Source organism: Pseudomonas sp. GD04015 (genome assembly GCF_029837675.1).
Taxonomy (GTDB): Bacteria; Pseudomonadota; Gammaproteobacteria; order Pseudomonadales; family Pseudomonadaceae; genus Aquipseudomonas; species Aquipseudomonas paralcaligenes.
Map to the genome: position 1 here is coordinate 1 of NZ_JAOEEE010000056.1, position 19684 is coordinate 19684.

General features: G+C 67.9%; 21 protein-coding genes. 18 read left to right on the forward strand and 3 right to left on the reverse strand.

Going from position 1 to position 19684, the window contains the following annotated elements; all coding sequences use genetic code 11:
• From N7640_RS24790 to N7640_RS24855, 14 genes are all read left to right on the forward strand, one after another.
• Positions 1–1072: methyl-accepting chemotaxis protein (locus tag N7640_RS24790; RefSeq protein WP_279906260.1), on the forward strand; the 1072-nt coding region annotated here is incomplete at its 5' end.
• 123 nt (positions 1073–1195) lie between these two features.
• Positions 1196–2860 carry a Na/Pi cotransporter family protein gene (locus N7640_RS24795; RefSeq protein ID WP_279904958.1) on the forward strand — a complete coding sequence of 555 codons (1665 nt, stop codon included), beginning with the start codon at positions 1196–1198 and terminating at the stop codon, positions 2858–2860.
• A gap of 192 nt (positions 2861–3052) precedes the next feature.
• Positions 3053–3283, forward strand: coding sequence for a hypothetical protein (locus N7640_RS24800; RefSeq protein ID WP_220815375.1), 231 nt, complete (start codon positions 3053–3055; stop codon positions 3281–3283).
• Between the two features lie 59 nt (positions 3284–3342).
• Positions 3343–3792 carry a hypothetical protein gene (locus N7640_RS24805; RefSeq protein ID WP_279904959.1) on the forward strand — a complete coding sequence of 150 codons (450 nt, stop codon included), beginning with the start codon at positions 3343–3345 and terminating at the stop codon, positions 3790–3792.
• A gap of 62 nt (positions 3793–3854) precedes the next feature.
• Positions 3855–4121: a YdeI/OmpD-associated family protein gene (locus N7640_RS24810; RefSeq protein ID WP_279904961.1), complete on the forward strand. Its 267-nt coding sequence runs from the start codon at positions 3855–3857 to the stop codon at positions 4119–4121.
• Positions 4122–4150: 29 nt separating this feature from the next.
• Positions 4151–4492, forward strand: a complete 342-nt coding sequence (locus tag N7640_RS24815; RefSeq protein WP_279904962.1) for a DUF5713 family protein — start codon at positions 4151–4153, stop codon at positions 4490–4492.
• A 24-nt stretch (positions 4493–4516) separates the two neighbouring features.
• Entirely contained in the window at positions 4517–4855 is a 339-nt protein-coding gene (locus N7640_RS24820; RefSeq protein ID WP_279904963.1) for a hypothetical protein, read from the forward strand.
• Positions 4856–4943: 88 nt separating this feature from the next.
• A complete protein-coding gene (locus N7640_RS24825; protein WP_279904964.1) occupies positions 4944–5432 on the forward strand; it encodes a hypothetical protein in 489 nt (162 codons plus the stop codon).
• Between the two features lie 7 nt (positions 5433–5439).
• On the forward strand, positions 5440–6321 hold the full coding sequence (locus tag N7640_RS24830) for an SMI1/KNR4 family protein (RefSeq protein WP_279904965.1): 882 nt from the start codon (positions 5440–5442) through the stop codon (positions 6319–6321).
• A gap of 45 nt (positions 6322–6366) precedes the next feature.
• The gene (locus tag N7640_RS24835) at positions 6367–6732 is read left to right on the forward strand and encodes a hypothetical protein (protein ID WP_279904966.1); all 366 of its coding nucleotides are present in this window, start codon (positions 6367–6369) and stop codon (positions 6730–6732) included.
• Between the two features lie 27 nt (positions 6733–6759).
• On the forward strand, positions 6760–6978 hold the full coding sequence (locus N7640_RS24840; protein ID WP_279904967.1) for a hypothetical protein: 219 nt from the start codon (positions 6760–6762) through the stop codon (positions 6976–6978).
• Positions 6979–7145: 167 nt separating this feature from the next.
• Positions 7146–9038 carry a trypsin-like serine protease gene (locus N7640_RS24845; protein WP_279904968.1) on the forward strand — a complete coding sequence of 631 codons (1893 nt, stop codon included), beginning with the start codon at positions 7146–7148 and terminating at the stop codon, positions 9036–9038.
• Between the two features lie 166 nt (positions 9039–9204).
• Entirely contained in the window at positions 9205–10209 is a 1005-nt protein-coding gene (locus N7640_RS24850; RefSeq protein WP_279904969.1) for a DUF5924 family protein, read from the forward strand.
• A 62-nt stretch (positions 10210–10271) separates the two neighbouring features.
• Positions 10272–10865, forward strand: a complete 594-nt coding sequence (locus N7640_RS24855) for a hypothetical protein (protein WP_279904970.1) — start codon at positions 10272–10274, stop codon at positions 10863–10865.
• Here N7640_RS24855 and hmpA read toward each other — a convergent pair.
• The gene (gene hmpA, locus N7640_RS24860; protein ID WP_279904971.1) at positions 10862–12043 is read right to left on the reverse strand and encodes an NO-inducible flavohemoprotein; all 1182 of its coding nucleotides are present in this window, start codon (positions 12041–12043) and stop codon (positions 10862–10864) included. The two genes, N7640_RS24855 and hmpA, sit on opposite strands and share 4 nt — an antisense overlap.
• Before the next feature lie 150 nt (positions 12044–12193).
• Between hmpA and norR the strand changes: the two genes are divergently transcribed.
• The gene (norR, locus tag N7640_RS24865; RefSeq protein WP_279904998.1) at positions 12194–13753 is read left to right on the forward strand and encodes a nitric oxide reductase transcriptional regulator NorR; all 1560 of its coding nucleotides are present in this window, start codon (positions 12194–12196) and stop codon (positions 13751–13753) included.
• An 18-nt stretch (positions 13754–13771) separates the two neighbouring features.
• On the opposite strand, the gene N7640_RS24870 is transcribed toward norR, so the two are convergent.
• Positions 13772–14680, reverse strand: coding sequence for a LysR substrate-binding domain-containing protein (locus N7640_RS24870; protein WP_279904972.1), 909 nt, complete (start codon positions 14678–14680; stop codon positions 13772–13774).
• A 172-nt stretch (positions 14681–14852) separates the two neighbouring features.
• On the opposite strand from N7640_RS24870, the gene aspA reads away from it, so the two are divergent.
• Positions 14853–16277 (forward strand): aspartate ammonia-lyase, encoded by a 1425-nt coding sequence (gene aspA / locus N7640_RS24875; protein WP_279904973.1) that lies wholly within the window; start codon positions 14853–14855, stop codon positions 16275–16277.
• Positions 16278–16990: 713 nt separating this feature from the next.
• Here the strand turns inward: aspA and N7640_RS24880 are convergent.
• Entirely contained in the window at positions 16991–18454 is a 1464-nt protein-coding gene (locus tag N7640_RS24880) for a PLP-dependent aminotransferase family protein (RefSeq protein WP_279904974.1), read from the reverse strand.
• 90 nt (positions 18455–18544) lie between these two features.
• Between N7640_RS24880 and N7640_RS24885 the strand changes: the two genes are divergently transcribed.
• Together N7640_RS24885 and N7640_RS24890 are read left to right on the forward strand one after the other, a co-directional pair.
• Positions 18545–19177 (forward strand): FMN-binding negative transcriptional regulator, encoded by a 633-nt coding sequence (locus N7640_RS24885; protein ID WP_279904975.1) that lies wholly within the window; start codon positions 18545–18547, stop codon positions 19175–19177.
• 20 nt (positions 19178–19197) lie between these two features.
• Complete coding sequence (locus N7640_RS24890; protein ID WP_279904976.1) at positions 19198–19653, forward strand: GNAT family N-acetyltransferase; 456 nt, start codon at positions 19198–19200, stop codon at positions 19651–19653.
• Positions 19654–19684: the final 31 nt, after the last annotated feature.

Sequence of the window (19684 nt, forward strand, 5' to 3'; positions counted from 1 at the left end):
CCTGCCGCTGCTGCCGGCGCTGCTCGGCGGCGGCCTGCTCGGCGGCGCGCTGGCCGGCCTGGTGCACGGGCAGCTGCGCCCGCTGGCGGCGCTGACCCGCGAGGCCCGGCGCATCGCCGACAACCCGCTGGGGCAGCTGGTGTACTGCGGACGTAACGACAGCTTCGGCCAGATCGCCTTCGCCCTGCGCAGCCTGGAGGCCGAGGCCGGCGCGATGGTCGGACGCATCGCCGACTCGGCCCGCCAGCTGCACGACAACGCGGGCGAACTGGCCGCCGCCATGGACTGCAGCCGCGGCGCCAGCGAACTGCAGCAACGCGAGACCGAACAGGTGGCCGGCGCGGTCGTCCAGCTGGCGGCCAGCGTGCAGGAGGTGGCGCGCAATGCCCAGCTCAGCGCCAGCGCCGCCGCCGAGGCCAACCAGGCCACCGACAGCGGCCTGCGCCAGGTGGAACAGACGCGCCGGCAGATCGCCGAGCTGGCCAGCGAGGTGAGCCAGGGCAACCGGGTGATCCAGCAGCTGCGCGCGCACAGCCTGGAGATCGACCAGGTGATCGAGGTGATCCGCAGCATCGCCGAGCAGACCAACCTGCTGGCGCTCAACGCGGCCATCGAGGCGGCGCGCGCCGGCGAGGCCGGGCGCGGCTTCGCCGTGGTCGCCGACGAGGTGCGCAGCCTGGCCAACCGCACCCAGCAGTCCACCGCGCAGATCCAGACCCTCATCGAGCGCCTGCAGCTGGGTACCACGGCGGCGGTGGACGCCATGCAGCGCAGCCAGGAACAGGCCCAGGGCAGCGTCGACCACGCCCTGCAGGCGGCCGAGGTGCTGGCCGGGATCAACCGCCAGGTGGAGGCGATCAGCGACATGAGCCTGCAGATCGCCACCGCGGTGGAGCAGCAGAGCGCGGTGGGCGAAGACATCCAGCGCAACCTGGAGGGCATCCGCGAGGCCGGCCACAGCAACGTCAGCGCCAGCGGGCGCAGCCGCAGCAGCGCCGACCACGTGGCCGCGCTGGCCGAGCGCCTGCAGGTGCTGGTCGAGCAGTTCCGCCGCGACCGGCAACCGGGCTGAACGCCTGGCGCCAGAGCCGATCTACTATTGGGTGAGTGGCCGTGGCGAGCGGCCACGTCGGTGACTCGGCCGCCGCAGCCGAGCGAAGAAGAGCGAGCCCCAGGACATCCGGGAGACTGCGCCATGCTCACCCTGCTCAACCTGCTCTCGGCCATCGCCCTGCTGGTCTGGGGGACCCACATCGTGCGCACCGGCATCCTGCGGGTGTACGGCTCGCAGCTGCGCCGCGTGCTCAGCCACAGCGTGGCGCGGCGGCCGCAGGCGTTCGCCGCCGGCATCGGCGTCACCGCCCTGGTGCAGAGCAGCAACGCCACCGCCCTGCTGGTCACCTCCTTCGTCGCCCAGGACCTGATGGCACTGGCGCCGGCCCTGGCGATCATGCTCGGCGCCGACGTCGGCACCGCGCTGATGGCGCGGGTGCTGACCCTGGACCTGTCCTGGCTGTCGCCGCTGCTGATCTTCGTCGGCGTGGTGCTGTTCCTGTCGCGCAAGCAGAGCCGCGTGGGCCAGGTGGGGCGGGTCGCCATCGGCCTCGGCCTGCTGATCCTGGCGCTGCAGCTGATCGTCCAGGCGGCGCGCCCGATCGCCGAGTCGCACAGCATCGAGGCGCTGTTCGCCTCGCTGACCGGCGACCTGCTGCTGGACGCCCTGGTCGGCGCGCTGTTCGCCCTGATCACCTATTCCAGCCTGGCCGCCGTGCTGCTCACCGCGACCCTGGCCGGCAGCGGCATGATCGGCCTGCCGGTGGCCATCGGCCTGGTGATCGGCGCCAACATCGGCAGCGGCGTGCTGGCCCTGCTGAACAGCAGCATGCAGTCGCCGGCCGGCCGCCGGGTGGCCCTCGGCAGCCTGCTCTACAAGCTGCTCGGCCTGCTGCTGGTGCTGCCCTTCGTCCACCCGCTGGTGGACTGGATGAAGCAGCTGGACTGGTCCGCCGCCACCCTGGTGATCGGCTTCCACCTGGTCTACAACAGCCTGCGCTGCCTGCTGATGCTGCCCAGCGTCGGGCTGATGGCGCGTCTGTGCAGCCTGCTGCTGCCGGAGCGCACCTCGGGCGACGGCGTGGCCCGCCCCCGCCACCTCGACCGCGCCACCCTGGAGACGCCGAGCCTGGCGCTGGCCAACGCGGCGCGGGAGACCCTGCGCATCGGCGACCTGATCGAACAGATGCTGGCCCACCTGCTGGAGGTCCTGCGCGGCAACGCCAACGGCGCCGGCCAGCAGGTGCGCCGCCTGGACGACGACGTCGACGCCCTGCACAACGCGGTCAAGCTGTACCTCGCGCAGATGCCGCGAGACGACCTGCCGGCCCACGACAGCCGGCGCTGGGCCGAGATCATCGAACTGACGGTGAACCTGGAACACGCCGGCGACCTGATCGAGCAGATGGCCGGCAAGCTGGACAACCACAAGCGCGCCCGCCACCACAGCTTCTCCGACAGCGGCCTGGAAGAACTCGGCAGCCTGCACCGGATGCTCACCGACAACCTGCGCCTGGGCCTCAACGTGTTCCTCAACGGCAACCGCGACAACGCCCGGCGCCTGCTGCAGGAAAAACGCCGCTTCCGCCGCGAGGAACGGCGGCTGGCCCACGCCCACGTCGACCGCCTGAGCCGCCAGGTGGTGCAGAGCATCGAGACCAGCGCCCTGCACCTGGAACTGATCGCCGATATGAAGCGCCTCAACTCGCTGTTCTGCGGCGGCGCCTACGCGGTGCTGGAAGACGAGGACAGGGCGGAGAGCGAAGGCAGCCCGCCGCTGGAACCGGTCCGGCCGCTGGGCCACTGAGCGCCCTCGGCGTTTCCCAAGAGAAAAGAGATGACCTGATCGGCGCTTTGCAACACGACCGCTGGACAGGTTCGGGGGACTGTCAGTAGCTTCGGGCAGATCGTCTCCACGCACGGTACGAGACGAAGGAAAGCGGCCGACATCCTGCGGATAACGGCCGCCACGTCAGCCAAGCAGCGCAAGGAAAGCACCATGACCGACAACACCCAAGGCAGCCAGTCGAAACCCGTCGTCCTGGCCTCGTCCCTGTTCCTCGCCGCACTCTGCGTGTGCGCCCTGTACATGCTGTACAGCGGCCCGAGCCCCGACAGCGCGTTCTTCATCTTCCGCAGCGGAGTGTTCTTCTACCCGATCAGCGCCATTGCGGCCCTGGTGCTCGGCTACGTGGCCTTCCTCGGCTTCAAGCGCCTGAAGACCATGTAAGACACGGCTTCCGCCAAGATGAGTAACAGGGCCGTCTTCTGGTGAGATGAATTCGAGCGATGAACGCCGAGCCGAAGACTATTGAAATGGCACCCGAGAATCCCTGCCCTGCAGGCCCCATCCTGTTTGCCGATCCATGGAACCCCTCCAGCAGCGAAATCAGAGCGTGGGCCTATGCGCACGATGCGCAGGAGCCTTGCCAGGATTGGGACCTGGCATTGGCCTGGGCGAGACACGAGCGTGACTACCTGGAGTTCTCCGCCGATGCCAACTGCCCCAATCGCCTGTACTTTCTGCATGTCATCTATCTGATGGTCGGGGATGCGGTTCGCAACGACTACCGAACGACGCCCAAGGCTGTCGTCCAGGGCTTCGTCGAACGGGCGGCAAACACCCGATGCCAATCCTTGCGGCGCTGGCGCGAGCGCTCCCTTCACCTGCTCGCGCATCCTTCCGAGTTCGACTACACCGCCTGGTGCGGCGGCGGATATTCCCGTGCAGAAATCTGACTGCGGACCCAACAGGACACCCGCAAGCCATGCCGCGCAGGCTTATCACCCAGGAGCAACCGATGGCCGTTGAAAAGCAATCGACCCTCAAGCGCGCGAAAAACCCGATGCCGCCGTTCGTGCGGGAAGCCCTCGACAGCCACGGCCTCATGGAGGCCTATGCGGCGCGCCCGCCCTATCAACAGAACGACTACCTCGGCTGGATTTCCCGCGCCAAGCTGGAAGCCACCCGGCAGAAGCGGCTCGACCAGATGCTGGAAGAACTCAGGGGCGGCGAGAAGTACATGAACATGGCCTGGTCCGGCAGACGGTCGCCGTCCCGGACCTGATACGCATAGACCGCAAACACGGAGTTCCCATGAGCCTCGGCAATACGGCGATGACCAATTACACCTTTCTCAAGGAAATGTATGCCGACCCCTACTTTCCGGACGATCTGGTGAAGAAGGGCGAGAACATCCTGCTCGACCTGTGCAGGGAGATCGAACAAAGCAAACCCGCCAGCCTCGACGCGCTCTATGCGCTGACGCATGCCGCCACCCACAGGTTCAACGACCTGCAGGAAGAGTTCGACGAACGCGGCAGCGAGATCGAGACCGCCGCGCGGGAAGCGATTGCCGAGGACTTCGAGCATATCGCCAGGGCCTATGGCTTTGCCGATGCGGACACCGAAGAACTCATCGCCACCCGAGACTGGTAGGCAATGGCGACTCGCCCGGACCCAGTGCGCTTCGAAATCTTCCTCGGTGAAGTGAAGATCGGGGACTTCCTGCTGCACAACTACGACTTCCCGAATGCAGCGGGCAACTTCGTCCGCGCAGATATCGCAGACCCCGCCCTCAGCGCCCGACTCGATGCGTACATGGCGTTCTGGGTCGAAGCTGAGCGGATCGGCATCCTCGACGACTATGGCGATACATGGAGCGAATACGTCGCCGCCCATGAGGCCGAGCACACGGAGATGATCGTCGAGGGGCAGTGGCTGGCCAGGAAACCCGATGGCGAGACGTTCGAAATCTCCCCGCCCGTTTTCCACCAGGCAAATGAAATCTCGTTCAGATGAAAGCCCTCCAGCTTCCCGCCACGCGTCCTGACAGCCTGCGAAGCGGCTCGATGAATGGCGCGCTACGTCCATGGATCGATAACCCATCATGAAGCCCGCATTGGATCACGCCTCTGCACTCAGAGGTGTCATCGACACGATCAACCTCATCGCAGCGCAACCCGACATCGACGAGGAAAACCTCGTTCTTCTCCTGCGGGAGAAGGGCTACTCGCGCATCGATGCGGAGAAGCTGAATGCGTTCGTACCCTCAGCCTTTTCCTGGCCTGTTCTCAAGAAACTGGGCACCGCCTCCCTTCCCAACCACTTTCTGGCCAGCAACGAGAACGGCGTCGAAATCGAAATCCCGGTTGCCGGTCAGCACTATTTCACCGCGGCCCTGACCCTGGCCTATTCGGTGTTCACCCATGGCTGGACCAAGGAGGTGCCCCGCAAGACCTATGAAGCTGTCGCGGGGAGAAGTGCGGAGATGGATGCGGTGAACAAGGTCTATGGCGACGGCGGCTCCCTCGAAGGCACCACGCTCGGCCCGCTAAGGTTGCTGGGCATCCGTGCGGAAGAACTTCTGGAGGGCTGATAGAGATATGCCGGCCAATGCTCTCATCGAATTCGAAGCGCTCGCCGCTGAAACGGGCATCGTTCTGCCCGACCTGCTGCGCAGCCTGCTGGCGACGGGCAAGACCGTCTACGGACCTGAATGGGCCTCGACATGGCGAGAACAGGCCCTCCAGGGCTCGCTTCCATTCATCAGCTGGTATGACTTCGAGTGGATCGAGGCAGCCGATGCCCGCCGCGAAATCGAAGAGTGGCTCAACCCGAAGGACCAGGCGGGAAAGGTCTTCCTGCCTTTCGCCCAGTCGGGCGCTGGCGACCTCTACTGCCTGATGCCCCTCGACGCCCACTCCAGCGGCGTGGCGCTGATCTGGCACGACGACGAGACCAGTCGCATCGGCTACCGATCCTTCGATGACTTCGTTGCCGTACGCTTCCTGGAAACCTTCGCCAACCTCGATCACCTGGCCGATGATTTCCCCGAGGAGCAGGTCATCCAATGCCTGCAGCGCGACATATCGTCCGTGACCGAGCCGATGAACGAAGCCATGCGGCGCTACCTGAGATCGCTCGCCGATCTCCCGGCGACGCACCACGAATTCCGCCACGGCCCCAAAAGCCGGCCCGAGAACGTGCTGTCGCTGATCTCCCAGGAGCGGCTGGAACTCGAGCGCAGCCAATTCCCTGCGCCCGATACCGAACCTTTCACCATCGTCGCCCGCTGGGAAATCAACCCGCCAACGCTGGAGACCGTCACGGCCACGGCAGAACCCGCCCCCGACTGGCGCACCCAGGCGCTTAACCCGGACCAGAAGTTCGCCGCCATCCAGTCCTATCGGCAGGAATTCGACGTCAGCCTTGCCGAGGCGAAGAAGGCGATAGATCACTACATCGTTGCGAATCGCCAGGATTAATCAGCGTCTTCGGCTATCTGATGCGCCATAAGGATCATGTCGAGAATGCAAACTTCCAAAGCCTCCGGAATCGGCATGCACCCGTGGAAACCCAGCACCTGGATCGTCTGCATTCTGGCGCTGATGCTGGGCGGCTGCGGCCTGCCGGACTATCCGGAAGACCGGGAGATCAAGGAAGCCTTCCTCCTCGAATACCGCGATGCGGAATGCCAGGTCACTCAGGTCCACGCACCCGTCGAGGTGCTCATTAATAACAAGACCTTTGCCTACATGACCGTTCAGGTCGACGCCATGTGCCGCGATCACCATGGCGATCCGCACCCCATCACCTCGAACCAGACGTGGCAGGTCCACAAGCAACCCAACACCCTGCTCCAGGGCGTCCGCCGCTGGACCAGAACGGGTGGATGAGCGCTGACTCCCACAAAAGAGAACGCCATGAGGCCAGCCATCTGCAGCATCTGCGGGAAATTCCCCGCCGCCGGCGACTGGGTCGCGTTCCAGGACCATGACGAGAGGCAGCCGATAGGCCTGTCGCACCCGCCAGGGCTCGAATACTTCTGCGACGAGCATGTCGGCGCGGCGCGCAGGCTTGCCAGCCTGGACGCCGCCAGCGCATTGGAAACACTGAAGAAGGCGTGCCTCCACCGCCAGTAGCCCGGATGCAATCCGGGGTCCTTTACCCGACCCCCTCAGTCTCAGCGGCGCCATGCACATGCGAAGCATCCGGCCCTGTACAATCTCCAGCCTGTCGAGGCCCCACGGACCGAAGGCAAGAAAGACTGGAAGTAGTACCGACTGGAGAAATCGCCGTTATGGAGAAGATGTTGTATGCCCTTGGCCTGTCACTGTTGATGGGCGTGGCGCAGGCGGACAGCCTCGGCGAGTTGCGCCCCCTTGAGGACGTGCCGACAACGGAACCCGCCCAGGAGCCGCCACGGCGGATCGAACAACCGGCGACCATCCAGTTGGGGCCGCTGAACCAGGCCAAGAGCCGCTCACTCAGCCAGCAGCGGGAAGCGGGCCAGCCCTTGCAGGTCGGCGTGCGTCGTGATGTGGCGGCCTTGCGCAGCGCCAGCCTGACCCGGACGCAACTGGCCTGGCAACCGACCGCCAGCGGCGGACATGTCGCCGCCCTCGCCATCGCCTCCGACGACGCCAGCGCAGTCCGCCTGGCGATCACCGTCGACCACCTGCCCTCCTCGGCCACGCTGTATTTCTATGGCGCGGAGGCGGGCGAAACGGTCGTGGTCCATGCCAGCGAAGTGCTCGCCGTGCTGCAGGCCAACCGTGACGCGGGCGACCTGAGCGCCGAGGCGGGCGAGTACTGGTCACCGATGATGAGTGGCGAGACCATCGGCATCGAGATCGAACTGCCCGCGGGGGTCGACCCGGCCTCCCTGGCCATCGGCATCCCTAAGATTTCCCACATCTACAGCGACACCCAGACCATCAAGGATATCGGTGCGTCCAGCTACTGCCACAACGACGTGACCTGTTCACTGGCCAGCGACAGCGACCTGGACAACAAGAGCCGCGCCACCGCCAAGATGATCTTCATCGAGTACGGCGACAGCTACCTGTGCAGCGGGACGTTGCTGAACAACCGCAAGGCCGACCGCACGCCCTATCTGCTCACCGCCAATCACTGCATCTCCTCGCAGTCGGTCGCCTCGACCCTGGTCACTCAATGGTTCTACCGGACGAGTAGCTGCCGTGGAGCTCTCTCCGACGATACACGCACGCTCTCCGGCGGCGCACAGATGCTGTACAGCAACGGCGATACCGACACCACCCTGCTGCGTCTGAACCAGCCGGCTCCCGACGGAGCGGTATTCGCCGGCTGGAGCACCGATCTGGGCGCGCAGACCTGGATGCAGCCCGTCGTCGGTGTCCACCATCCGCAAGGAGACCTGCAGAAGGCCAGCTTCGGCTACATCGACGACTTCTTTTCCTGTACCCGGATCAACTGGCTGGGGCGGTTCACTTGTTACCCCGGCGACTTCGCCAGCTCCGACTTCGTGAGCGTGAAATGGCAACAGGGCTTCACCGAGGGGGGCAGCAGCGGCTCCGGCCTGTTCAACGGCACCCGCCTGATCGGCCAACTGCGCGGAGGCTCCTCCAGCTGCACCGCCGGCCAGGATACCTACGGGCTGCTGCGCCCCGCCTACGACGCCGGGCTGAACCAGTGGCTCAACCCAGCCGGCGCGCCGATCGCCGTCAACGGTACGGTGGTCGAGTACTACAACCCCGACCAGGACCGCTACTTCATCACCGGTGACGCCGTGGAACAGCGTTCCGTCGATGCCGGCAACGTCGGGCGCTGGATACGCACCGGCCAGTCGTTCAAGCACGGCGGCAATGCCCCCGTCTGCCGCTTCTACGGCAACACCCAGATCAACCCCGCCACCGGCATCATCTACGGCCCGCCTTCTCACTTCTATTCGGTGTCGAAGGAAGAGTGCGACTTCCTGATCCAGATCTACAACCCGAGGAGCCTGAGCTGGCAGCTCGAGAGCTACGACTTCAGGATCAGCAAGCCGGACGCGGAGGGCACCTGCCCGGCACAGACCCGGGCGGTGCATCGCCTCTACAACAACGGTTTTGCCCAGGGGCTGCCATCCAACCACCGCTACACCACCAGCTCGGCCATCATCGACCAGATGATCGACGAAGGCTGGGAGTACGAGGGCGTGCAGATGTGCGCGCCGATCTAGACCGGACCGGCATTTCTCTCGCCAGGAACGAACGTCGATTCAAGCCGGTCTTTCATAGGCCGGCCCACGTCAGTAGCCCGGCTTGCATGAACGGTCCATCGCCCCGCCCCCTGCCGGCGGGGCTGCTGGTATCCTGCCCGACCCGCCGCCGCCCTCAGCACGCTCGATGCCGAACTGGAAACCCTACCTGCTCCGCCTTTTCGCCCTGGTCCAGCGCTATCCCGGCCTGATCGCCGCCTTCGGTTTCTTCTCGGGCGTGGCGAGTTTCATCCTGGTCGACCGCCAGGCAGGCGTGGGCAAGGTGATCGCGGTGCTGATGCTGCTGAGCTGGGCCTGGCTGCTGCTGGAGGGCCTGCTGACCCGCAGCGCGGCGCGCTGGCTGGGGCTGGAGGTGCCGCCGCTGGTGCTGCGCTACCTGACCCAGATGATCCACCAGGAAAGCCTGTTCTTCGCCCTGCCCTTCTTCTTCGTCACCACCTCCTGGCACAGCGGCCAGGCGCTGTTCACCAGCCTGCTCGGCGCCGCGGCGCTGCTCGCCATCGTCGACCCGATCTACTACCGCTGGCTGGCCGCGCGGCGCTGGCTCTACCTCAGCTTCCATACCTTCACCCTGTTCGCCGTGCTGCTGGTGGCGCTGCCGCTGATCGTCCACCTGACCACCGCCGAGAGCTACCGCCTGGCCCTGGGCGCCGCGCTGGTGGTGGCGCTGCCGAGCCTCGGCAGCAGCCTGCGCATCCAGGGCTACTGGCGCTGGGCGACCCTGGCCGGGCTGGTCGCCGCGCTCGGCGTCGGCGCCTGGCTGGCGCGCCCGTGGGTGCCGCCGGCGACCCTGTGGCTGACCGAGGTGGCCGTCACCGAGCAGCTGCAGCAGCGCAGCCCGGGACGCAGCCTGGGCAAGGTGTCCGCCGCCCAGCTGCAGCAGGCCGGGCTGTACGCCTACACCGCGATCAGCGCCCCGCGCGGGCTGGACGAACGCATCTACCATGTGTGGAAGCGCGACGGCGTGGAGATGGACCGCATCGCCCTCGACATCCACGGCGGCCGCAAGGCCGGCTACCGGGCCTGGACCCACAAGCGCAACTTCCCCACGCAGCCGGCCGGCGACTGGCAGGTGCAGGTGGTGACCGAGGCTGGCCAGCAGATCGGCGTACTGCGCTTCCGCGTCGACTAGGGCCTGTTCAAGCGCGGGACGCTGCGGCAAGCTGCCGTCGGATCAACCGCAAGGACCGCACCATGTTCAGAACCCTGGCCCTCCTGGCCGCCGCGCTGCTGCTCGGCGGTTGCGTCGACGACCAGTCGCAACCCACCGAGGCGGAGCGCGCCCTGCTGCTGACCCACACCGACTTCGGCTACGAGGAGGACGCCGGGCGCTACGGCAAGACCGTCTCCTACCTGAGCCGCTCCATCGAACTCACCTACGATTCCCCGCCGCTCAGCGGCCTGTACCTGCACAGCACCGTCTTGCTCACCTCCAGCCCCAGCGAGGCGGCCTTCGCCAGCTATAGCGCCCTGAAAGGCGCCAGCTTCGGACTCGGCCTGACGACCGACGACGTGACCGAGGAAGACATCGCGCTGAGCCGCGACATCGGCAGCCACGCCAGGCTGGTGCTGCTGCGCAAGAACGGCAAGCCGATCGGCAACATGTTCTCCACCAGCATCGGCAAGAAGCTGATCTTCACCGTGGTAACCGGCCGCCACCACTTCGACTCGGCACAGGCCTTCGAGGCCTTCATCGAGCCCAAGCTCGCCGCGCTCGAGGCCCACGAGTACGACGATCCGCTGGTGAGCTGGGGCAAGGGACTGTTCACCGACGGCGAGGACGACTAGGCATCGAGCGAGGCGGCCGGGCCGAAGAACTCGTAGCGGGCCTGGGCATCCGGCACGCCGAGTTCGCGCAGGTCGCGCCGGACCGCCGCCATGAACGGCCTGGGGCCGAGGAAGTAGGCATCCACGTCGCGCTCGACGGGCAGCCAGGCCCTCAGCCGTTCCAGGGACAGGCGGCCGTGGGCATCGGCGCCGTCGCCCGGGCGCTGCTCCTCCAGACAGTAGAAGCGTTGCACCTGCGGATGGGCCGCGACCAGTTCGTCCACCCGTGCGGCGAAGGCCTGCACGCCGGCATGACGCGCGCAGTGGATGAAGCGGATCGGCCGGCCGCTGTGGACCGCCGCCTCCAGCATGGCCATCAGCGGGGTGATGCCGACGCCGGCGCCGATCAGCACCAGCGGCCTCGCGGAGCGGTTGAGGGTGAAGTCGCCGGCCGGCACGAACAGCTCGATCTCGTCGCCTTCGCCGATCCGTTCGTGCAGGTGGCTGGAAACGCGGCCGCCCGGCTCGCGTTTGACACTGATGCGGTATTCGCGGCCATCCGGCGCGGTGGACAGGGAGTAGTTGCGGCGCACTTCCTCGCCGTCGATGACCAGGCGCAGGCCGATGTACTGGCCGGGGACGAAGTCGAGCAGCGCGCCGCCGTCGACCGGCCGCAGGTGGAAGGAGGTAATCTCCTCGCTCTCGCGCACCTTGCGCGCCACGCGGAACGGACGGCCGCCCCGCCAACCGCCCTCGGCGCGCTCGCTGGCGCAATAGACCTCCTCCTCGGCGCCGATCAGCAGCTCGGCCAGCTGGCCGTAGGCCAGGCGCCAGGCCTCGATCACTGCGTCCGTGGCGATCTCGGCGCCCAGCACCTCGCGGATGGCGCGCAGCAGGCAGCCACCGACGATGGGGTAGTGCTCCGGCAGGATCTGCAGCGACACGTGCTTCTGCACCACCTGGGAAACCAGCGGGCCCAGGGCCTGCAGCCGGTCGATGTGGCGGGCGTACATCAGCACGCCATTGGCCAGCGCCCTCGGCTGATCGCCGCTGGCCTGGTGCGCCTGGTTGAACAGGGGGCGCACCTGCGGGTACTCGGCCAGCATGATGCGGTAGAAGTGGGTGGTCAGCGCCTCGCCGCCGCTTTCCAGCAGAGGCACGGTGGCCTTGACGAGAGCGATGTGTTCATTGGACAACATAGGGGTTTTCCTCTTGCACGCAGGTTTTTCTGCAAGAGACCTATCAGCAATCGTGCCATCTGATTTATTCATATAAATCAAATATTTGAACATTTAATTGTCGATTTGACAGCGAGCTTTAGAATGTCGAATCGACAGCAGGAAGTCATGATGACCACCCACCCGCTGCTCCAGGCCCTGCTACCACTGGTCGACGACCTCAGTCGGGAACTGGACGAAGAAGAGCGCTACCGGCGCCTGCTCAGCGCGTTACGCGCGCTGATCCCCTGTGACGCCACCGCGCTGCTGCGCCTGGAAGGAGATCTGCTCATTCCGCTGGCGGTGGACGGCCTCAGCGCGGACACCCTGGGCCGCCGCTTCGCCCTGGCCGAGCATCCGCGCTTCGAGATGCTACTGGGGGACCGCCGGCCGACCCGCTTCGCCGCCGACAGCGATCTGCCCGACCCCTACGACGGCCTGGTGGAAGATCACGTCGGCCACCTGGAAGTACACGACTGCCTGGGCTGCCCGCTGTTCATCGACGACCGCCCCTGGGGCCTGATCACCCTCGACAGCATGCAGCCCGGCAGCTTCGCCCAGAGCGACCTGGACAATCTGGAAGCCTTCTCGCGCCTGGCCGCCGCCTCGGTGAAGGCCAACGACCGGCTGCTCAGCCTGGCCCAGCGCGCCGAGGCCGAGCGCCAGCTGGCCGCGCGCTTCCGCGAGGTGGCCGGGCAGGCCGCCACCGCCGAGCTGATCGGCCAGAGCGCCGCGCACAAGCGGCTGCAGGCGGAAATCGACACCGTAGCGGGCAGCGACCTCACCGTGCTGATCGAGGGCGAGACCGGCGTCGGCAAGGAGTTGGTGGCGCAGTCCATCCACGCCCGCTCGCCCCGCGCCGGCAAGCCGCTGATCAGCATCAACTGCGCGGCGCTGCCGGAGCAGCTGGTGGAAAGCGAGCTGTTCGGCCACGTGCGCGGCGCCTTCACCGGCGCCAGCGGCGAGCGCAGCGGCAAGTTCGAGCTGGCCGACGGCGGCACCCTGTTCCTCGACGAGGTCGGCGAGCTGCCGCTGGCAGTGCAGGCCAAGCTGCTGCGGGTGCTGCAGAGCGGCCAGCTGCAGCGCCTGGGCTCCGACCGCGAGCACCGGGTAGACGTGCGCATCCTCGCCGCCACCAACCGCGACCTGGCCGAGGAAGTGCGCGCCGGGCGCTTCCGCGCCGATCTCTACCACCGCCTCAGCGTCTACCCGCTCAAGGTGCCGCCGCTGCGCGAGCGCGGCCGCGACGTGCTGCTGCTGGCCGGGCACTTCCTCGAACAGAACCGCGCGCGCCTGCACCTGCGCGGCCTGCGCCTGGCCGCCGAGGCCCAGGCCGCGCTGCTGGGCCATGCCTGGCCGGGCAACGTGCGCGAGCTGGAGCACCTGCTCGGCCGCGCCGCGCTCAAGGCCATGGCGCGCCAGCCGGAGCGCCCGCGCATCCTCACCCTGGAGGCCCGCGACCTGGACCTGGGCCCGCTGCCCGCCGCCCCGCAGCCGGCGAGCGTGGAAGCACCGAGCGATGCGACGGCCGAGCCGGTGGGCGACCTGCGCCAAGCGGTGGACACCTACCAGCGCCAGCTGATCCAGGCCGCCCTGCGCCGCCACCAGGACAACTGGGCGGCCGCCGCCCGCGAACTGGGCGTGGACCGGGCCAACCTGCACCGCCTGGCGACCCGCCTCGGCCTCAAGTGACGGCGGGCGACCCGCCCGCTACGACCCGGCGCCGACGCCCGCCTCCAGCTTGCGCCAGAGCAGGCGCACCGCCGCCTTGCGCGACAGCACGCAGCGATACAGGCGGATTTCCAGCTGCACCTGCCACTTCTCGCCGCCACAGACCGCCAACTCGCCCCTGGCCAGCTCGGCGCTCACCGACAGGCGCGGCACCCAGGCCACGCCGAGGCCCTGCAGAGCCATGGTCTTGAGGCTGTCGGCCATGGCCGTCTCGTACACCGTGGTCGAGCGCAGAGCGCGCTGGCGCAGCAGCTGGTTCACCGAACGGCCGAGGAAGGCGCCGGCGCTGTAGGCCAGCAGCGGCACGCTCTGGCCGGAGTCCAGGTCGAACAGCGGCGCGCCATCCTCGCCCACCGCGCAGACCGGCAGCATGGCCGTGGAGCCGAGGTCCAGCGAGGGGAAGATGTCCGGCGCCAGCTGCACGGCCGCGTCCGGGTCGTAGTAGGCGAGGATCAGGTCGCAGCTGCCCTCGCGCAGCGAGTGCACCGCCTCGCCGACGTTGGTCGCCACCAGGCGGGTGGACAGCGGCAGGCCCTCGCGGCGCAGGCGGCCGATCCATTCCGGGAAGAAGCCGAGGGTCAGCGAGTGGGCGGCGGCGATCTGTAGCACCTCGCCCTGCTGGCCTTCCAGGTTGTGCAGGTGGCGCACCACCTCGCCCAACTGCTCGACCATGCTGCGCGCGGTGACCAGGAACAGCTGGCCGGACTCGGTCAGCTCCACCGGCGTGCGGGTGCGGTTGACCAGGGTCAGCCCCAGCGCCGCCTCCAGGCTGCGGATGCGCCGGCTGAAGGCCGGCTGGGTGACGAAGCGCTTTTCGGCGGCCTGGGAAAAGCTGCGGGTGGCGGCCAGGGCGACGAAGTCTTCCAGCCACTTGGTTTCCAGATTCATCGATCAACCATCGTTTGAAATTATGCACGCGCGACATCGAACCCGAGTCACGGCGACATTATGCCGATTACGCATACCATAGCGTTTAACAGCATTGGCCGACGGACGGCACAGAGCCTAGATTATTGGGCATCGCGGCGCCAAGCCGTATTTCCCAGAGAAAAGATCCATCATGTCCGCTGCTGCATCCGTCCGCATCGAAAAAGACCTGCTCGGCACCCTCGAAGTCCCCACCGACGCCTACTACGGCATCCAGACCCTGCGAGCCGTGCAGAATTTTCGACTGTCCGGCGTACCGCTGTCGCACTACCCGAAACTGGTGATCGGCCTGGCCATGGTCAAGCAGGCCGCGGCCGACGCCAACCGCGAGCTGGGCCACCTGTCCGCCGCCAAGCACACCGCCATCAGCACCGCCTGCGCCCGCATCATCCAGGGCGAGTTCCACGACCAGTTCGTGGTCGACATGATCCAGGGCGGCGCCGGCACCTCGACCAACATGAACGCGAACGAAGTCATCGCGAACATCGCGCTCGAAGCCATGGGGCACGAGAAGGGCGAGTACCAGTACCTGCACCCGAACAACGACGTGAACATGGCGCAGTCGACCAACGACGCCTACCCCACCGCCATCCGCATCGGCCTGCTGCTCGGCCACGACAGCCTGCTCGGCGCCCTCGACCGCCTGATCAACGCCTTCGCCAGCAAGGGCCTGGAGTTCGGCCACGTGCTGAAGATGGGCCGCACCCAGCTGCAGGACGCCGTGCCGATGACTCTGGGCCAGGAGTTCCACGCCTTCGCCACCACCCTGGGCGAGGACCTGCAGCACCTCAAGCGCCTGGCGCCGGACCTGCTCACCGAGGTCAACCTGGGCGGCACCGCCATCGGCACCGGGATCAACGCCGACCCGGCCTACCAGAAGCTGGCCGTGCGCCGCCTGGCGATCGTCAGCGGCCACCCGGTGGTGCCGGCGGCCGACCTGATTGAGGCCACCAGCGACATGGGCGCCTTCGTGCTGTTCTCCGGCATGCTCAAGCGCACCGCGGTCAAGCTGTCGAAGATCTGCAACGACCTGCGCCTGCTCTCCAGCGGCCCGCGCACCGGGATCAACGAGATCAACCTGCCGCCGCGCCAGCCGGGCAGCTCGATCATGCCGGGCAAGGTCAATCCGGTGATCCCCGAGGCGGTGAACATGGTCGCCTTCGAGGTGATCGGCAACGACCTGGCGCTGACCCTCGCCGCCGAGGGCGGCCAGCTGCAGCTGAACGTGATGGAGCCGCTGATCGCCTACAAGATCCTCGACTCGATCCGCCTGCTGACCCGCGCCATGGATATGCTCCGCGAGCTGTGCATCGACGGCATCACCGCCAACGAGCAGCGCTGCCGCGAGCTGATGGAAAGCTCCATCGGCCTGGTCACTGCGCTCAACCCGTACATCGGCTACGAGAACGCCACCCGCATCGCCAAGACCGCGCTGGAAACCGGCCGTGGTGTGCTCGAACTGGTCCGCGAAGAGAAGCTGCTGGACGACGCCACCCTGGCCGACATCCTGCGCCCCGAGAACATGATCGCCCCGCGCCTCGTGCCGCTGCAGCACTGATTGGAGAACGCCCCCATGCAAACGTCCGCGACCCCGGTCACCAAGGCCCTGTTCCTTGCTCTGCACCCGCCGCGCCGCTGCTGGCCCGGCCTTGCCGGCTTCTACGTCTCCCCGAGCCAGGCAAAGGCCCCGGCCCGGCGAGCGAAAACCGCTTCATAGAAGAGGCCCTCACCAGCCTCACCTCTCAGGGATGGCCTCGGCCATCCCTTTTTTTGGCCGAGTTGCAGCGCCCTGACCCATTCTGGGTCCCCGCCTGCGCGGGGATGACGAGGTGGGGGTGGAGTTGCTCCCGCAACCGTCATTCCCGCGCAGGCGGGACAGCAGCTGTATCACTGAACAGCGCTTGCGCTGGCCGAAGAGGAATAATCCAGCGGCAGACAGCTGCAGCGTCCAGTCAGGGCTAGGCTGCGGAACGCGTAGAGTGGGTTAGCCGCTTGCTGGCGTAGCCCACCGGCGGTGGCGCGGTCGATTGCGCCGATGGGTTACGGCCAGTGGCCCAACCACCCTACCGGCTCCCCGGCAGGCCGCTTCCACAGTGCAGCGGTAGCGTCTGCAACACGCAACGGGGGCATAGCCTTTTTCACTATGTCCCAGGCGCAATCCTGCTTTTTGTGGGAGCGGCTTCAGCCGCGAATTTCGCGGATCCCGTAGGGTGCGCCATGCGCACACCAGCAGACCCGTACATTGCCCCGGTGCGCATGGCGCACCCTACGTCAGAGCTTCCAGGCGCGGCGCAATGTCCGCAGCGCCTCGGCGATCTGCGCCTCGGGCACGGCGGCGAAGCCCAGCACCAGCCCGGCGCGCGCCGTCTCGGGCGTCGCCTCGCCTTGCAGCCAGTATTCGCCCAGGCCGTTCATCTCCACCCCGGCACCCCGTGCGGCAGCCACCAGCTCACGCTCCCGCGCCCGGCTGGCCACCGGCACGCACAGGTGCAGGCCGGCCTCCACCGCTGGCAGCGGCGTGCACCCCGGCACCTCCGGCCAGCCCCGCAGCAGGGCGTCGCGGCGCGCCCGCGCGGCCTGGCGCATGCGCCGCACATGGCGCTGGAAGTGGCCGGCGGCGATGAACTCGGCCATCACCGCCTGGGTGCCGATCTCCGAATGGCGCATATCCAGCGCCTGGCGGCGGGCGAAGGCCTCGGCCAGGGTCGGCGGCAGCACCAGGTAACCGAGGCGCAGTGCCGGGAAGGCGATCTTGCAGAAGGTGCCGACGTACAGCACCCGCCCCTGACGATCCAGCGCCGCCAGGGGCGCCAGCGGGATGCCGCTGTAGCGGTACTCGCCATCGTAGTCGTCCTCGACGATCCAGCCGTCCCGGCGCTCGGCCCACTCCAGCAGCTCCAGGCGCCGCGCCAGCGACAGGGTGACGCCGGTGGGGTACTGGTGCGAAGGCGTGACGTAGGCCAGCCGGCAGTCCGCGATGGCGGCCAGTTCGGCGGTATCCAGCCCGTCGTCATCCACCGCCACGCCGCACAGCTCGGCGCCGGCCACGGCGAAGGCATGGCCGGCGGCGCGGTAGCCGGGGTTCTCGACCGCCACCCGCTCGCCGGGCTGCACCAGCAGCTGGGCGCACAGGCTGATGGCCTGCTGGGCGCCGCAGGTGATCACCACCTGGGCCGGGTCGCAGTTCAGGCCGCGACTGCTGCGCAGGTAGGCGGCCACCAGCTCGCGCAGCGCGGGGTCGCCCGCCGGGTCGCCGTATCCCAGGCGCGCCGCCGAGGGCCGCCGCCAGAAGCGTGCCTGCAGGCGCGCCCAGGTCTCGAAGGGGAACAGGTCGAAGGCCGGCACGCCGATGCGGAAGGCCCTGGGCGGACCGCTCAGCGGCGCTGGCAGGTGGTGCGCCTGCAGCCGTCGCAACGCCGCGCTCGGCGCCGGCCCGCTGGCGAGCGGCTGCGGCGCCGGGCGCTCGGTGGCCAGGTCCGCCACGTAGGTGCCATCGCCCACCCGCCCCTCCACGTAGCCCTCGGCGTAGAGCTGGTCGAACGCCCGGGTCACGGTATTGCGTGAGATGCCCAGCAGCGCCGCCAGGTCGCGGCTGGCCGGCAGCCGTGCGCGCCCCGCCAGGCGGCCGTCGAGGATGCGCTCGCGCAGGGCCTGGTAGAGCTGGCGCGCCAGGCCCTGGCCGGGGTCCAGGCGGATGCCGGAAAGATCGACGGGCAACGGCGGTGTGGCGGACATGGATTGGCTCCATCGAACAGGCGCTGAATGGCTCTTACAACAGGCCAATATCCTGCCTAGCATGGCGCCATTCCGCCAGGAGCCGCCACCATGTACGTGCCCAACGCCTTCCGCCAGGACGACCTCGCCGAGCTGCACGCGCAGATTCGGGCCAACCCCTTCGCCCTGCTAACCAGCGCCGGCGGTGAGGGCGTCCAGGCCAGCCACCTGCCGCTGCTGCTGGAGCCCGGCGAGGGCGAGTTCGGTACCCTCTACGGCCACTTCGCCAGGGCCAACCCGCACTGGCGCGAGCTGCAGGACGGCACCGAGGCCCTGGCCGTGTTCTCCGGGCCGGACGCCTACATCAGCCCCGCCTGGTACCCGGCCAAGGCCGAGCACGGCAAGGTGGTCCCGACCTGGAACTACATCGCCGTGCACGCCCGCGGCCCGGTCGAGCTGATCGACGACCCGCAGCGCCTGCTGGGGATCGTCGGCCGCCTCAGCGACCGCCACGAAGCCGGCCGGCCGCGGCCCTGGGCGGTCGACGACGCGCCGCGCGAGTACCTCGAAGCCATGCTGCGCGCCATCGTCGGCTTCGCCCTGCCGATCCGCCGCCTGGAGGGCAAGTGGAAGCTCGGCCAGAACCGCTCCGCCGCCGACCAGGCCGGCGTCCACGCGGGCCTGAGCGACTCCGCCGCGCCCCGCGACCGGGAGCTGGCCGCACGCATGACCCTCAGCCCATGACCCCGCAAAAGGAAATGCCCATGTCTCCTGCTTCGCCGCTCACCATCCGCCCGGTCGGCGCCGCCGACCACGCCACCTGGCTGCCGCTGTGGGAGGGCTACCAGCGCTTCTACCAGGCCAGCATCGCCGCCGAGACCAGCGCCCTCACCTGGCAGCGCTTCCTCGACCCGGCCGAGCCGATGCACGCGGCCCTGGCCTGGCGCGACGGCGAGGCCGTGGGCCTGGTGCACTTCATCTACCACCGCAGTTGCTGGACCAGCGGCGACTACTGCTACCTGCAGGACCTGTACGTCGCCGAGGGCGTGCGCGGCGGCGGCATCGGCCGCGCGCTGATCGAGCACGTCTACGCCGAGGCCCGCGAGGCCGGCGCCTCGCGCGTGCACTGGCTGACCCAGGAAACCAACTACCAGGGCCGCATGCTCTACGACCGCATCGGCGACCGCTCCGGCTTCATCCAGTACCGCAAGCTGTTCTGAAGCTCGCCAAACAGATCGATGTAGGGCGGGT

What these genes read in the sequence shown, in the direction of transcription:
- N7640_RS24840 (WP_279904967.1), top strand. Translation starts at nt 6,760, where the DNA reads ATGAGGCCAGCCATCTGCAGCATCTGCGGGAAATTCCCCGCCGCCGGC.
- hmpA (WP_279904971.1), bottom strand. Translation starts at nt 12,043, where the DNA reads ATGTTGTCCAATGAACACATCGCTCTCGTCAAGGCCACCGTGCCTCTG.
- N7640_RS24855 (WP_279904970.1), top strand. Translation starts at nt 10,272, where the DNA reads ATGTTCAGAACCCTGGCCCTCCTGGCCGCCGCGCTGCTGCTCGGCGGT.
- N7640_RS24870 (WP_279904972.1), bottom strand. Translation starts at nt 14,680, where the DNA reads ATGAATCTGGAAACCAAGTGGCTGGAAGACTTCGTCGCCCTGGCCGCC.
- N7640_RS24890 (WP_279904976.1), top strand. Translation starts at nt 19,198, where the DNA reads ATGTCTCCTGCTTCGCCGCTCACCATCCGCCCGGTCGGCGCCGCCGAC.
- N7640_RS24800 (WP_220815375.1), top strand. Translation starts at nt 3,053, where the DNA reads ATGACCGACAACACCCAAGGCAGCCAGTCGAAACCCGTCGTCCTGGCC.
- N7640_RS24815 (WP_279904962.1), top strand. Translation starts at nt 4,151, where the DNA reads ATGAGCCTCGGCAATACGGCGATGACCAATTACACCTTTCTCAAGGAA.
- N7640_RS24850 (WP_279904969.1), top strand. Translation starts at nt 9,205, where the DNA reads ATGCCGAACTGGAAACCCTACCTGCTCCGCCTTTTCGCCCTGGTCCAG.
- N7640_RS24835 (WP_279904966.1), top strand. Translation starts at nt 6,367, where the DNA reads ATGCAAACTTCCAAAGCCTCCGGAATCGGCATGCACCCGTGGAAACCC.
- N7640_RS24795 (WP_279904958.1), top strand. Translation starts at nt 1,196, where the DNA reads ATGCTCACCCTGCTCAACCTGCTCTCGGCCATCGCCCTGCTGGTCTGG.
- N7640_RS24825 (WP_279904964.1), top strand. Translation starts at nt 4,944, where the DNA reads ATGAAGCCCGCATTGGATCACGCCTCTGCACTCAGAGGTGTCATCGAC.
- N7640_RS24810 (WP_279904961.1), top strand. Translation starts at nt 3,855, where the DNA reads ATGGCCGTTGAAAAGCAATCGACCCTCAAGCGCGCGAAAAACCCGATG.
- norR (WP_279904998.1), top strand. Translation starts at nt 12,194, where the DNA reads ATGACCACCCACCCGCTGCTCCAGGCCCTGCTACCACTGGTCGACGAC.
- aspA (WP_279904973.1), top strand. Translation starts at nt 14,853, where the DNA reads ATGTCCGCTGCTGCATCCGTCCGCATCGAAAAAGACCTGCTCGGCACC.
- N7640_RS24805 (WP_279904959.1), top strand. Translation starts at nt 3,343, where the DNA reads ATGAACGCCGAGCCGAAGACTATTGAAATGGCACCCGAGAATCCCTGC.
- N7640_RS24885 (WP_279904975.1), top strand. Translation starts at nt 18,545, where the DNA reads ATGTACGTGCCCAACGCCTTCCGCCAGGACGACCTCGCCGAGCTGCAC.
- N7640_RS24880 (WP_279904974.1), bottom strand. Translation starts at nt 18,454, where the DNA reads ATGTCCGCCACACCGCCGTTGCCCGTCGATCTTTCCGGCATCCGCCTG.
- N7640_RS24845 (WP_279904968.1), top strand. Translation starts at nt 7,146, where the DNA reads ATGTTGTATGCCCTTGGCCTGTCACTGTTGATGGGCGTGGCGCAGGCG.
- N7640_RS24830 (WP_279904965.1), top strand. Translation starts at nt 5,440, where the DNA reads ATGCCGGCCAATGCTCTCATCGAATTCGAAGCGCTCGCCGCTGAAACG.